The sequence below is a fragment of the Chryseobacterium sp. sg2396 genome (genome assembly GCF_042610505.1).
Lineage (GTDB): Bacteria > Bacteroidota > Bacteroidia > Flavobacteriales > Weeksellaceae > Chryseobacterium.
In genome coordinates this window covers 128,844-141,930 of the sequence record NZ_JBHGAQ010000016.1, presented here as the reverse complement: position 1 = coordinate 141,930, position 13,087 = coordinate 128,844, and the positions used below count along the sequence as shown (strand labels likewise).

The 13,087-nt window shown below is 41.5% G+C and carries 11 protein-coding genes and 1 pseudogene; 3 read left to right on the top strand and 9 right to left on the bottom strand.

What is annotated here, in order from left to right:
• Window positions 1–309: 309 nt before the first annotated feature.
• Both ACED20_RS16640 and ACED20_RS16635 read left to right on the top strand, forming a co-directional pair.
• Window positions 310–516, top strand: a pseudogene (locus ACED20_RS16640) (purine nucleoside phosphorylase DeoD-type); the annotation flags it as partial.
• A gap of 97 nt (window positions 517–613) precedes the next feature.
• Window positions 614–1,135, top strand: a complete 522-nt coding sequence (locus tag ACED20_RS16635) for a purine nucleoside phosphorylase DeoD-type (protein ID WP_378105842.1) — start codon at window positions 614–616, stop codon at window positions 1,133–1,135.
• Between the two features lie 315 nt (window positions 1,136–1,450).
• Here the strand turns inward: ACED20_RS16635 and ACED20_RS16630 are convergent, their stop codons facing one another.
• The 6 genes from ACED20_RS16630 to ACED20_RS16605 all read right to left on the bottom strand — a co-directional run bounded on the left by ACED20_RS16630 (window position 1,451) and on the right by ACED20_RS16605 (window position 8,400).
• A complete protein-coding gene (locus tag ACED20_RS16630) occupies window positions 1,451–2,242 on the bottom strand; it encodes a TatD family hydrolase (RefSeq protein ID WP_294333224.1) in 792 nt (263 codons plus the stop codon).
• A 93-nt stretch (window positions 2,243–2,335) separates the two neighbouring features.
• Window positions 2,336–3,169 (bottom strand): Sir2 family NAD-dependent protein deacetylase, encoded by an 834-nt coding sequence (locus tag ACED20_RS16625; protein WP_345767262.1) that lies wholly within the window; start codon window positions 3,167–3,169, stop codon window positions 2,336–2,338.
• Between the two features lie 170 nt (window positions 3,170–3,339).
• A complete protein-coding gene (locus tag ACED20_RS16620; protein ID WP_294266352.1) occupies window positions 3,340–3,918 on the bottom strand; it encodes a hypothetical protein in 579 nt (192 codons plus the stop codon).
• A gap of 290 nt (window positions 3,919–4,208) precedes the next feature.
• Window positions 4,209–6,743, bottom strand: a complete 2,535-nt coding sequence (locus ACED20_RS16615; RefSeq protein WP_345767259.1) for a fibronectin type III domain-containing protein — start codon at window positions 6,741–6,743, stop codon at window positions 4,209–4,211.
• Window positions 6,744–7,036: 293 nt separating this feature from the next.
• Window positions 7,037–7,684, bottom strand: a complete 648-nt coding sequence (locus ACED20_RS16610) for a hypothetical protein (RefSeq protein ID WP_295212842.1) — start codon at window positions 7,682–7,684, stop codon at window positions 7,037–7,039.
• A 2-nt stretch (window positions 7,685–7,686) separates the two neighbouring features.
• The gene (locus ACED20_RS16605; protein ID WP_295212844.1) at window positions 7,687–8,400 is read right to left on the bottom strand and encodes a DUF434 domain-containing protein; all 714 of its coding nucleotides are present in this window, start codon (window positions 8,398–8,400) and stop codon (window positions 7,687–7,689) included.
• A gap of 230 nt (window positions 8,401–8,630) precedes the next feature.
• On the opposite strand from ACED20_RS16605, the gene ACED20_RS16600 reads away from it, so the two are divergent.
• Window positions 8,631–9,017, top strand: a complete 387-nt coding sequence (locus ACED20_RS16600) for a PKD domain-containing protein (protein WP_294201023.1) — start codon at window positions 8,631–8,633, stop codon at window positions 9,015–9,017.
• Between the two features lie 254 nt (window positions 9,018–9,271).
• On the opposite strand, the gene ACED20_RS16595 is transcribed toward ACED20_RS16600, so the two are convergent.
• The 3 genes from ACED20_RS16595 to ACED20_RS16585 all read right to left on the bottom strand — a co-directional run bounded on the left by ACED20_RS16595 (window position 9,272) and on the right by ACED20_RS16585 (window position 12,979).
• On the bottom strand, window positions 9,272–10,798 hold the full coding sequence (locus ACED20_RS16595; protein ID WP_294220047.1) for an MFS transporter: 1,527 nt from the start codon (window positions 10,796–10,798) through the stop codon (window positions 9,272–9,274).
• 143 nt (window positions 10,799–10,941) lie between these two features.
• The gene (locus ACED20_RS16590; protein ID WP_294322661.1) at window positions 10,942–11,604 is read right to left on the bottom strand and encodes a bifunctional 4-hydroxy-2-oxoglutarate aldolase/2-dehydro-3-deoxy-phosphogluconate aldolase; all 663 of its coding nucleotides are present in this window, start codon (window positions 11,602–11,604) and stop codon (window positions 10,942–10,944) included.
• Between the two features lie 370 nt (window positions 11,605–11,974).
• Window positions 11,975–12,979: a sugar kinase gene (locus ACED20_RS16585; protein WP_378105835.1), complete on the bottom strand. Its 1,005-nt coding sequence runs from the start codon at window positions 12,977–12,979 to the stop codon at window positions 11,975–11,977.
• Window positions 12,980–13,087 lie beyond the last annotated feature (108 nt).

Genomic DNA, 13,087 nt, shown 5'->3' with positions numbered 1-13,087 from the left:
AAGGCCGGTGCGAGGAGTATTAGCACAGAGCCGGAAAAAGCTCCTGAAAAAATCAAAGAGTTGAGAATGGGAGAGTTGAAGAGAGTGAGAGTATGAGTGGAGAACGGAGGGAAGGGTTAGGTTTAGAAATTCCCTATCAATGGCCTGATGAAGGCTTAACGCTTTTTAGTACGGTTTATGAAAATGGTTCAGCAACGTATTTTTATGCTTATATATAATGTGTGCATCCAATGGTAAATCTGCTTCGTATGTTGGAAGGGTGTATGGCAATCTGCATTTTCTTATCTTTGCGGTTTCAAATAAAAAATTATGAGTATCCACATCAGTGCCCAAAAAGGGGAAATCGCGAAAGTTGTTTTACAACCCGGGGATCCGTTACGCGCTAAATATATTGCTGAAAATTTTCTGGAAAATGCCCGACTGGTAAATCAGACCAGAGGTATTTTTTATTACACAGGCCTTTATAAAGGAAAGGAGATTACCGTAGGTGCCAGCGGAATGGGCTTTCCAAGTATAGGTATTNGAAAATGCCCGACTGGTAAATCAGACCAGAGGTATTTTTTATTACACAGGCCTTTATAAAGGAAAGGAGATTACCGTAGGTGCCAGCGGAATGGGCTTTCCAAGTATAGGTATTTATTCTTTCGAACTGTTTACGGAATATGAAGTTGAGACGATCATCAGAATAGGAACCTGTGGGGCTTATACGACCGACCTTAAAGTTTTTGATATTCTAAACGTTGAACATGCAGCAAGTGAGAGCACCTATGCAAAATATGCCTGGGGAATTGAAGACGAAATCCTGTCCCACCAGGGGAATATTTTCGGTATTATTAATGAAACGGCAAAAGAAATGTCGCTTCATGCAAAAGCAACGAATATCCACAGCAGCGATATTTTTTACAGAAAAGATCCTTCTATTCCTGCTATTGCCACGAAATACAACTGCCCTGCCGTAGAAATGGAAGCATTCGGATTATTCGCCAATGCTAGACATCTGGGTAAAAATGCAGCAACGATTCTTACCGTTTCGGATATTATTCCGACGCATGAGAATATTTCTGCCGATCAGAGAGAGAAAGCTTTAAAACCTATGATTGAGCTAGCCCTGGAGTCCGCCATAAAAAGCATATAAAGTATATAAGGTATAACTTTATAAATTCAACCTTTTAAAATTTTACATAGCAGCGTGTTTTACATGATAAAACATGCTGCTTTCTTTTAATCATTTCTTTTAAAAGTATTATTGTAAAGAATAATCACTACCGAAAAGTACTTGTCTCTTTTTGCACAGCTCATCTATCCGGAATAATGGCCGTCATTTACATGAAAATCCCAAAAAACAGATACGAATTAAAATGAGTTATTCGGATTTCTGCAGATCAGCCCAACCTTTTTTATCAAATAAAAACTGAAGACAAATTATTTCTGAAGCAATATTTATTTTTAATTACAATTGTATTCTAAAAAAACTCAGGGCCACTTCCGTTGTCACATCGGCAACTTGGGAAATGGGTATTCTTTTCAGGCTAGCGATGGTATTAGCGACATACGGTAAAAATGCGGGTTCATTCCTGCGGCTCTGCATCCGCGGCATATTTTTAGGAAGCATAAAAGGGGCATCGGTTTCAATCATCATCCGGTCGAGCGGAACATACCTGATCACTTCTTCCAGATGCTTAAACCTGTTCTGATCGCTGATCGCCCCTGTAAATCCCAGATAGAATCCTTTATCGAGATAAATTTTAGCTTCCTGCAATGTTCCGGTAAAACAATGCACTACCGCTTTTGGAATTTTAGACAAATATTCATCCGTGATTTCATTAAATCTTTTGAAGGCAGCTCTTTCATGAAGGAATAACGGTTTTTTAACCTCAACAGCCAGTTCGAGCTGGGCACGATAGCATTTTTCCTGAACGGGTCTCGGCGAAAAATCCCGGTCGAAATCCAATCCACATTCCCCGACGCAAACAACACAGTCCTGTTTTAATAATTTCTTCAATTCATTAATACTTTCGTTATTAAATGATTTTGCGTCGTGGGGATGAATTCCTGCCGTTGAAAAAAGCACATCCTGATAATACTCTGCAATTTCAGCTGCTTCCCTGCTGCCTTTTACACTTGTTCCAGTGAGAATCATCCGCTCTACTCCATTGCCAAGTGCACGATTGATGACCTCATCGTGTTCATTATTAAATTGTTTATTGGTTAGATTAATTCCAATATCGATATAGGTGTTCATTTTTTGTTTTTTTATTAATTTTCTTTGTCTTAAAATACAAGTCCGGAAACTGAAAAGCTAAAGATTAAAATTTTTTATGTAGTTTTTCCCTGACTATTCCTTTTTATTTAAGATTTCCTCTATTAGGGCTTTTAACTCCGGAAGTGCTTTTGAACTGCTTTCCTGAATGGAATATAACGTTTTACTCCCTTTTAAAATATAATCAAAATACGTTTCAGTTTCCGGATTGATCAGGATGATCCACTTGGCACTGATCTTTACCGTTTCAACAATCCCTACGGGAAGAGCTGTGGAACCTGATGTTCCAATCACAAATAAAATATCGGTATGGTCGGCGATATCGTAAGCGGTATCGAAATAGTAATTTTTTTCGTTGTAGCTTTCGTCAAACCATAAAGTATTTGGCCGGAGCCAGTTTCCGCATTTCCTGCATTTCAGGTTGTCGATATCTTCCGGTGTCAGGTCTTCGGTATATTCTTTAGAAGGAATGTTTTCCGGAAAATCAAACGGTTCGCTGCATTCCTGCGAGCAACGCACTTTATGTTTGCTTCCATGGATTTCATAAACGTTTTCCGTGCCGACTTCCTGATGAAGCCCATCAACATTCTGGGTTATCAGCCTGAAGCGGTCTCCCAAAAGTTTTTCGATTTCCGCAAGGGCCATATGTCCGGGATTGGGCTTAGCCTCTTCTATCATTTTCTTCCAGAACAGGTTGTATTGCCAGACTTCTTCCTGATTCTGGCTGAAATATTTGTAAGTTCCGAATTCTTCGGGACGGTGATATTTGGTCCCTTTGATCCAGATACCGTCGACGGAACGGTAAGTGGGCAAACCGCTTTCCGCAGAAACCCCTGCTCCGGTAAGGAAAGTAAGGTATCCTTTTTTTTCTTTGAGGACCGTGTTTAAGATTTCTTTCAGTTCTTTCATGATATTAAATTTTAAAAAGGGAAACAGGCAGGATTTGAACCGGCAACGTCTCTGTGCTTGAATTATTTTTCCGTCTAAATTACTGTTTTAGAAACGGGCGGGGTCTGAAGCCGCAACCTCTGACCTGAAAGTTCATTACCTTCCATTGAACAGCCGTTTCAATAGGGAGATCAGCAGGATTTGAACCTGCAACTCATCATAGCAGGATGTGTTTTTCCATTGTTATTACTATGATCTCCGTTTAGATAGACCAGATTTACACCACTTCTCAGCAATTTTAAAGCTTTTGCAAAACCCACTTTTACCCGTCCGCCTGTCAGAATAACATTCCGTCCGGACAGATCAGCAGCCAGAAACCGCTTATCATCATTTTCTTCGGCACAGCCCGGGCATAATCTTGTGTAAAAAGAATGGGCGTACTGATAACTCTGATTACAGGGGTAGCAGTTTTTGGGAATCTGCAACCGGGTAAGCTGCGTTTCATTTTTTTCGTCATCATAAAATGTTGAAATGCCTGCCAACGCTTTTTTCATGAGGACAGATCCAGCATTCACTTTCAGATCTTCTGATTTCATCCGGGAATAACTTCCCTGGCGGTTCTGCTTTTTGGCATTTTTATGAATCTTTGTAATGAGTCCCGACAAAACCTGATTGTTCAGGTTATGAAAAGGCTCATCCTTTAAAGCATCCAATACTTTGAGGCAGGCTTCCCACTCGTTTTCCGTAAAATGTTGCTGAAAAGATTCCATTGCTTTTGTATTACACCGACAAAATTATCATGGTAATACGCAATGTTTTTACGCAGGTAAAGAATATTTTTTAATCCGGAGATTCTATGTTAAAATTCCAGCAATATTATAGAAATACCTAGGATTATTGCAAAGAAACGGGATACGGTGTCTCAATAGGACTCTGCCTGTATGATTCAATGACAATATAAGAAGCTTTCGATATCAGTGTTCCCAACTTCACAGAAAACAAATTGATCATTAAAAAAGGTGGCCCGGAGACCACCTTAGAAAGTATATGAATTAAAAATTTATTTTTTAATGGCTTTGATGGTTTGCTTTGTGCCGTCATTCATATACAGAACGACAAGATACATCCCTGAAGGCAGTTCATCCAAATGAAGTGCTGTAGAAGGTGTATCAAACGTTTTAACCATTTTTCCGGTGATATCCGTTACTGCCATAGATCTTACATTTTTAACGTCTGAAATATACAGTACATCGGAGAAAGGATTTGGATAGGACGCAATGGTATTTTTATGGCCTTCTGTTTCGGAAGTTCCCAGAGAAGGTGCGGATTCCCAGTACACATCATCCCAATATACGCTTGGAGAGTTCGTCTGTACGGGCATTCTTACAGCTACCCTTGCATTGGCAGGAACCGATGCCGGAAAAGGCACGAGGCTTTCCGATCCGTAGGTGGTATTTGAGATATTCAAAGTCTGTACATTAACAAACGTACTTTCATCTGCCGGATTGGTCATATATCCTACATTCAGGATAGCCGGAAGCGACGCTCTTACTTTAAACCGTAATCTGTACCCTGAATTGATGGTACTCAATGGCGGCAGTATTACAATACTGGTCTGTCCGCTGACACTGTTGACCTGATACAGATTTCTTGTTCCGGATGCCGGTGTTAAAGAGTTGATTGCCTGATTGGCAGCATTACCCAGAACAAGCCTGTCCCAGCATGAAGGTACAATAGCTGCGATAGCGTAAGAATCAAAATTCTCATATAAAGTGGCAACCGCATCGCAAAGGGTCGTGAAGGTTGCAGCAGGCGACCAGTCGCTCTTAACCGATCCGCTGCACGCAGATCTTACCCATACATAATAAGTTGTTGATGAAGACAGGCCTAATGTTACCGATGTTCCAGTACTGGTACCTAACGGAGCAGTCGTGGAAGCAGGTGTTGTATTGGATGTAGAATAGTAATATTCGTAACCATTTGCAGGAACTGTTACAGGAGCATTCCAGCTTACCGTCGCCGCTGTCTGGGTGATATTTGAAACGGTAAGAGAATTAGGCTCAATACATACTGCAGCCTGTTCCCATGACACATCATCCCAATATACTGTAGCAGCGGTGGCCTGAGCAGGCATTCTTACCGCCACCCTAGCATCAGCAGGCACGGTGGTTGGAAACGGTACATTGGTATTATTTCCATAAGCCGTATTGGTAACATTTAAACTCTGCACCGTTACAAAACTGCCCGCATCAAAAGCGTTCGTAAGATATCCTACATCCAGAACCGTTGCGTAGTTTGCTCTTACTTTAAACTTTAGCTGGTACCCTGCATTGACAGTGTTTAACGGTGGCAGCAAAACAATATTAACTTCGCCGGCAATATTATTATATTGTGTAATATTCTTATTAGTTCCTGATACCAACGCGATAGCCTGAACCGCATTATTACCTGTGACAATCTTACTCCAGCATGGCGGAACGATATTTCCTGTCGTGTATGTATCGAAATTTTCCGTTAAAGTCGCTACCGAATTACAAAGCGTGGTAAAAGTTCCTGCAGCAGACCATGCGCTGGTATTTGTAGCATCACATAAAGAACGAACCCATACATTATAGGTTGTTCCCGTTGCCAAACCTGAAAAAGAAGCATTAGAAGCTGTGCTTGCACCCATAGGAGCAGTGGCTGACGTAGGCGGAGTAGCTGCTATAGAATAATAATATTCGTATCCGTTGCCCGGTGTAGGTACAGGTACTCTCCAGTTAACAGAAGCCGTAGAAGTGGAAGCAGCAGTCTGGCTGATATCAGACGGTGCAAAACAACTCGGTGGCGTCCAGGTATAGGTTAAACCATTTGCAGGAAGACCGGGTGTGGCAGTAGCAGTGTTAAAGCTAAACGATTGGGCAGCACCATTTGTTGTTCCGGCAGTAGAGCTGTTAAAAGAAACGGTGGTAGCATTCATCCTGTTATTAAAATCATTGGCATTGGCTCCCCGGAGACCGATCTGCCTTGAAGCAGAATTGGTTAAACTACCGGCAGCAATACTACAGTCATTATAAACCATCGTTATTTTATTAGTGGTTTCTTCCAGCCTGATCTGAAAGCTAATCTTGGCAACTGCCGTTATACTGGCATTTGAAAATGGTCTCCACTCCTTGAACTGTACCACAAATGTCCGGTTCGGAGCTGTTCCTAAGGTTTCATATCTCAGTTCGCTTCCGATAACACCAGCCACATAAGAAGCATTAAGGTCACCACCGAATGCTGAGATAGCCCCCGAATAGTTAGTTGCACTATTGATAGGGGTGGTAATATAGGTCGGAGGAATTGTACTTCCAAAGGTAATATACCCGTTACTGTTGATATTCAGGCCCGTATAAAAGGCTCCGTTAAAATTGAAACCAAAAGGAATGGTTCCTGTAGGGAGTGTCCAGTTTTGCGAATCGAAATCACTGACATTGGTTGCAGTAGCCAGTACTGTACCTCCGGTAATCGGAACATATGTTCCTGAACTCTGCGCAAAAGCATAAGATGCCACCTGCGCACTCGCCATACATGATGCCAGAACTGACAAAAAATAAAGTAGTAATTTTTTCATTGATAAACAGTTTTATTATGGCCGTAAATTTAATTAAAATCAATCACACTCAATAACAAAAAGATTTATTTAATAAAAAACTTAAATAAACAAATTATTATCAATAATAAAGACTAATTAAATTAAATTATTTAATAAAAGCACCCAAAAATTAAAATTTTATAAATAATAAAATAATCATAAATTCGCAATAAATAAAAAAAAATTCTAAATATATCGAACGAAGCAGTAAAAATATTTGCAAAAAACAGATAAAAAAGACTTTTTATTCACAGGTAAAGAAGATATTTAGGTCACTCGTTACCAAAGTTTTCGAGAAATCCGATAAACAGGATTCCACCTTGCCCCCACCGTATACCATGACCCTCTTTTTCCCGGACCTCGTATACGAGCCCGTGCTTATAATGAAAGAAAATATTCCACCAGGTTTTGTGATCGAGGATATTCCTGATTTTTTCCATCACCATCTGTTGCTTCTGCTGATTATTGCCGTTTACTTCGCCCCAGAAACAATCTTCCATTCTTCCTGCATGTTTTTCCCAGGCTCTCTGGGCAACGGTGATTTCATTGTTGAATAGTTGTTCACAGGCCTCAATTAATATTTTTCGTATCGGAGGGACCGCATTTTCGTCACGCAGGCTCGCTGAAGTAAGCCTTTGCCCCAATACATTCAGCCAATGCTCGAAGGGAATCTCCTCCAGGCTTTTCGCCTTTAACTGATCTGATTTTGCGGATTCCAGAATAGAAATGAACCGAGAGAAACTTTCTTTCCGATCTGCTTCTATTTCTTCAGTAAAGAAGGGCAGATCCCAATCTAAAGTACCGTTTTTAAATTTCCGGATATTTTCCTGTATGGCTTTAAGATGTTCTTCCGCCAAAACGGCCTGATACTTTTGTTTCCACCTATTTGAAAACAGAGGGGCCAATATTTCAAAATCCATGGTTAAAATATTTTCACAAGGTTTACAGCAGGCTTTTCTTCCCTGATCAGATAACCGATCAGATTGAACCAGCTTTTACAGTGATCCAGGATCCATGCGTCAGAAGAAACGGCAATTTCAGCACCTTCGGCCAAGAATTTATCAGGATTAAATTCCAGTCCTGCACTCCAGTTCAGATCGTTTTCAACCGCAAAATCCAGGATCATCTGTTTGATCCTTCCACTGTTGGAAACCGGCTTATCGAAAATCCAGAACAGTCCTGCTGCGCCCGACTTCCTGAAAAATTCGGCTACCAACTCAATGGATGCCGGCGTCTGCATCACCTTTTTGTACGTGCCGTGTACCCCGGAAAGATCCCGGAAACAGCCATCCATCCCTTCAAAAATATAGGCTCCCGAAAGGAGACTTTCCAATAAAATAAGAACATTAAAACCATCGAGATATATGATCTTATCTTCTAAATCCTGAAGCTGAACTTCTTTTGCCTCCCTATTCCGTAGTTGAAATTCTGAAGCTGCCGCACCACGAACCGCCTGGATCTGGCGGGTTTTCAAACGGTAATGATTTCCAACCAGTTCCGAAGCTGCCCTTTCTGCATACTTCCGGCTGAGGAGATAATGCATATCCTGAACGGCCGATTTCAGCTTATCAAGTTGCTTTCCTGATCCGAATAACACCTCATCTCCTGTATTTTTTCCGCGATTCCTGTTGCTCATGCCCAAAGATAAAATATTTTCAGGCTATGGAGAATATTTTCCGGGCAAAGAAGACCATCCGGAAACACCTCCAGTAAAAACCAGCGTCGAAACTTCAGATCATTATCAGAAAATATTCACATAAAAACCAAGTCGACTTTTTTTTAGATAAATTAAAAAAATTAAAAATCATTAAAAGATTCCGGATAAATATAGCATATCATTAGATTTATAAAAATAAATTAATCAGTATGAAAAGATTTTTCTTTATTCTTTCTGTTATTAGCATCTGCTTGTCCAGTTGTTCTAATGACAATAATGAAATCCCTACAAAAACTTCTGAAACTGCTGTCGCTAATTTCAAGGTTGCAACAAAAGACGGTACTGTGAATGAGCAGCAGCCCTTCAGCTTTGAAAACGACTCCAAAAATGCAGTTTCTTATCTTTGGGATTTCGGCGATGGTACAACTTCTACGGAGAAAGTTCCTACCTATGCTTATCCTTCATGCGGCTACTATACCGTAAAACTTACCGTAACGGATGCTAACGGCAAAACAAATACGGTTACTCATGATTTACCGGCATTGTGTATTTTCGGAGGACATCATCCAACGAAACCAACCTCATCAGATTTTTAATACCTTCTCATATTTTAACGCGGATCCGAAGTAGAAATTAGGAAGAAGGAAGCCGTAAGTATGTTATGTTGATATTACGGTTAAAGTTTTATCTACTCCTTAACCCAATGAAGATAAATTAGATATTATCGAAATCCAATTATTTAAGATAAATAAAAACCAAAGCAGATTAGCTTTGGTTTTTGTTTATCTTTTTCCCTGATTTATTTTAAATCCAGAGATCTTGATCTGCTTTACAGCTTTGTAATTAATACTTATTTAATCTCTTTATACTTCGGAACCAGCGCCTTCATCACACCCCATGCGATAAGGTAAGCCACAGCACCGATCGAGAAAATGATCATATAACCTTTATCAATTCCGTCCACTACTACAGCTCCTGATTTTTTCAGGTCTTCAAAAAAACCGTCCGGCAATCTTTCGTTGATGTACTGCGGATATTTTTCCAGCAAGGGCGTTCCATTTACGGTAGACCAGGCTTTGTGAGCATGATCGAACAGTACCCCTGAAGATTTATTGATAATAAAAGAGCCAATTCCACCCGCCATTCCCCCAATTCCCGTAATGGTAGCAATGGCTTTTTTAGGGAACATATCGCCGACGGTCGAGAAAATATTTGCCGACCAGGCCTGATGCGCTGCTCCCGCGATTCCGATAATGAAAACCGGGATCCAGTAGGTAATCGAACCTAAAGGCTGCGCCAGTAAAGCCAGCAAAGGGAAAAACGCAAAGATCAGCATTGCTTTCATCCTGCCCGAATAGGCATTCATTCCTCTCTTTTCCACAAAATATTTGGGAAGCCACCCCCCAATAATGGATAACAGTGTAATCACATACAATACAAATAAAGGAAATGCACTTTGTGTAGAATCCATCTGGTACACGGAGCTCAGATATGCCGGAGTCCAGAATAAAAAGAACCACCACACGCCATCGGTCATGAATTTCCCAAAGGCAAACGCCCAGGTCTGCCGGTGGCTGAAACATTCCCGGAAAGAGAATTTCTTTTCGGGAGCCGGTGATTCCTCAACTGGAATCTCTTGGTGATCCTGATTGATGTAAGTCAGCTCATGTTCATTCACTTTGTGATGCTCATGCGGTTTTTTGTAATAGAAGACCCAAAGTCCCATCCAGAAAAAGCCTAACGCTCCAATGATAATAAATGCCCACTCCCAGCCCATCGCTTTTGCAATAAAAGGAATCGTGATCGGTGCAGCCAAAGCCCCCACTGTTGCTCCCGCATTCCAGATGCTGGTTGAGAAGGCACGGTCTTTTTTAGGAAAATACTCTGCCGTGGTTTTTATTGCAGCCGGAAAGTTCCCTGCTTCACCGATGGCCAGCACAAAGCGTGCAAACACAAACAGGGTCACACTCGTACTGATGATGGCTGAAGTATCCGAAACTTTGGTGATCAGATCCTTCGATCCCTGAAAACCGGCCAGCCAGTTCCCGGTAAGGATCCCGGAAGTCCCGATTCCGCAGAAGGCATGCAATATTGCCCCGACCGACCATATCGCGATGGCCCATAAGAAGCCTTTCTTTGTATCCATCCAGTCCACGAATTTCCCGGCGAACAGCATTCCCACGGCATAGAAAATAGAAAACAGGGCTGTGATATTCCCGTAATCACTGTTGTTCCAATGGAATTCCGGAGCGATAAAATCTTTCCAGGTAAGGGATAATACCTGCCGGTCCAGATAATTGATCGTCGTGGCGATAAACAGCAACATACAGATCGTCCAACGGAAATTACTCGGTTTAAGAGAGGTAACTGAACTCATGCTTCATTTGAGAATTTAGTTATTTTTTGTTCTTTAATACTATTTTTAACGCAAAGCCCGCGAAGATTTTATGACGACTCAATGTTTTTAAGTCTGTAAAACATTTCACTTATCCGGGGCCCTCAAAATCTTTTTTATTTGCGTTATTTATTTAAAGTCTGAATAATTTCCAGCACTTTCTTCGTTTCGTTTTCAACAGCTACATAATCTTTTGCCGTCATCAATTCTTTGCTTACGAGCTTGCTGCCCATACCCACTGCCGAAACCCCTGCTTTGAACCAGCTTTCAATGCTTTCCCTGGTAGTATCCACTCCGCCCGTCGGCATAAATTTGAGATTTGGAAACACTTCTTTAACCGCACTCATAAATCCAGCTCCGAGAATATTTCCCGGAAAGAGTTTAATGAAAGTTACCCCTGCATTTTCGGCTTCGATGATCTCCGTCGGGGTCATGCAGCCCGGACTGTAGAGTATATCTTTCGGAATTAAAAATTCGGCAACCTCCGCTACAAAACCCGGACTGATAAAAAAATCTGCTCCGGCTTCGTAATATTCTTCTGCCTGACGGATGTTTTTAATTGTTCCGATTCCCAGCAGCATTTCCGGCATTTCCGCATTACGGGTTTCAATCATTTTTTTGAAATTATTTAATGCGGCCTCGCCACGGCTGGTATATTCCACCGCACGGATTCCGGCCTTGTAAAGTGCTCTCAATACATCTAAAGTTATGGCTTCATCGGCGTTGTAATACAAAGGCAAAACACCCTGCTTGATTATGGTTTGAGTAACTGATTGGATCTTCGTCATTTTTAATTTTATTTTGGGCTTGTGTGATTACTTAAGCGCAAAGTCCATGAAGTTTTTTATTCGCTATTTATACTATATTTTAAAACTTTTAACACGGAGGCCACAAAGTTTTTCTTTTACTACTAATCGATTTTAAGGTTCACGGAGCAGCGCTGCTTATAAGAGACCACAGAGATTTAGGGCTAGTTGTTTATACTATATTTAAATCTTTGAACACAGAGGTCACAAAGTTTTTCTTTTACTACTAATCGCTTTTAAAGTCCACGGAGCTTCGCTGCTTATAAGAGGTTACAGAGGTCACTATACAGACGGATTATTGCAAAGAACTTTTTGCGCTAATGACTAAAAGCTAGCAGCCAGCTGCCTGCCGCTACCTCTTTATTCTTCCTCCGGAATTTCCGGCCATGACTTCCAGGATCTCTTCTGCACTGCTGTAATTGATGTCCCCTAAAATCGTATGCTTGATCGCGCAGGCCGCGTTGGCAAAATTCAGGGCTTTTTCATCATCGAAATGCTGCAGGCCATAGATCAGTCCGGCGGCAAAAGCATCCCCGGTTCCTATCCGGTCAACGACGGGATTCACTTCCAGGAGTTCGGTTTCAACATATTTCCCGTTTACCAAGGCTCTTCCCTGGGTTTGCTGGGAACTTGCCGTAATACCAATCCTTATTTTATCAAAAATTTTATGAATGGAAGGAATCTGTTGCTGCAATTCACTGCAGGCTTCCAGAAACCCGTTTTGATCCTGCGAAAACGATGTCCCCAGAATTTCATTGATCTCATTGACCCCGCCGATAAAAATGGTAGAATATCCCACCAGCTCCTTTAGCACATCGTTTCCGCTTCTGCCATATTTCCAGAGATTGGATCGGTATGCAGGATCAGTAGTCACTTCAATTCCCATTTCACGGGCTGTATGTAAACCTTCTTTCAGGCTTTCGTAAGCGGATTCTGAAATCCCCGGACTGATGCCGGTCCAGTGGAAATAGCTGCAGTCTTCCAACGCTTTTTTCCATTCGGTCTTTCCGGCTTCGATATTTGCGAAGGAACCGTTCAGCCTGTTGTAAGCAATCCTGCTTGCACGGACTGAAGACCCTACTTCCAGGAAATACAACCCTAAAGGGTGTTCGTTTTTGGTGATGAAAGCGGTATCGATCCCGAAGCTTTTCACGAAAGCCATTGCCGATTCTCCTACGAAATCGTCGGAAACACAGCTTACATGCTTCACTACACAACCCATGGTCGCCAGGGAAGCAGCTACGTTGAATTCGGTGCCGCCAAAGAAAAACTCCATCTCGTGGCTCTGCTTCATCGTCCGGTGGCCGGGCGGTGAAAGCCGCATGATGATTTCTCCGAAAGTAAGTATTTTGTTCATAGCTTTTAATTTATTTGGCCTGCTATTTTAAACGCACAGCCCACAAAGTTTTTTTCGACTACTAACTGTTTTTAAGTTCGCAAAGGCGTTCTACTCAGCTAAGAGCGC

Bases quoted from the DNA above. Each gene is read 5' to 3' on its own strand.
- ACED20_RS16630 (WP_294333224.1), bottom strand. From the start codon at position 2,242: ATGAACACCTATATCGATATTGGAATTAATCTAACCAATAAACAATTT.
- ACED20_RS16605 (WP_295212844.1), bottom strand. From the start codon at position 8,400: ATGAGCAACAGGAATCGCGGAAAAAATACAGGAGATGAGGTGTTATTC.
- ACED20_RS16590 (WP_294322661.1), bottom strand. From the start codon at position 11,604: ATGACGAAGATCCAATCAGTTACTCAAACCATAATCAAGCAGGGTGTT.
- ACED20_RS16610 (WP_295212842.1), bottom strand. From the start codon at position 7,684: ATGGATTTTGAAATATTGGCCCCTCTGTTTTCAAATAGGTGGAAACAA.
- ACED20_RS16625 (WP_345767262.1), bottom strand. From the start codon at position 3,169: ATGAAAGAACTGAAAGAAATCTTAAACACGGTCCTCAAAGAAAAAAAA.
- ACED20_RS16615 (WP_345767259.1), bottom strand. From the start codon at position 6,743: ATGAAAAAATTACTACTTTATTTTTTGTCAGTTCTGGCATCATGTATG.
- ACED20_RS16620 (WP_294266352.1), bottom strand. From the start codon at position 3,918: ATGGAATCTTTTCAGCAACATTTTACGGAAAACGAGTGGGAAGCCTGC.
- ACED20_RS16595 (WP_294220047.1), bottom strand. From the start codon at position 10,798: ATGAGTTCAGTTACCTCTCTTAAACCGAGTAATTTCCGTTGGACGATC.
- ACED20_RS16600 (WP_294201023.1), top strand. From the start codon at position 8,631: ATGAAAAGATTTTTCTTTATTCTTTCTGTTATTAGCATCTGCTTGTCC.
- ACED20_RS16635 (WP_378105842.1), top strand. From the start codon at position 614: ATGGGCTTTCCAAGTATAGGTATTTATTCTTTCGAACTGTTTACGGAA.
- ACED20_RS16585 (WP_378105835.1), bottom strand. From the start codon at position 12,979: ATGAACAAAATACTTACTTTCGGAGAAATCATCATGCGGCTTTCACCG.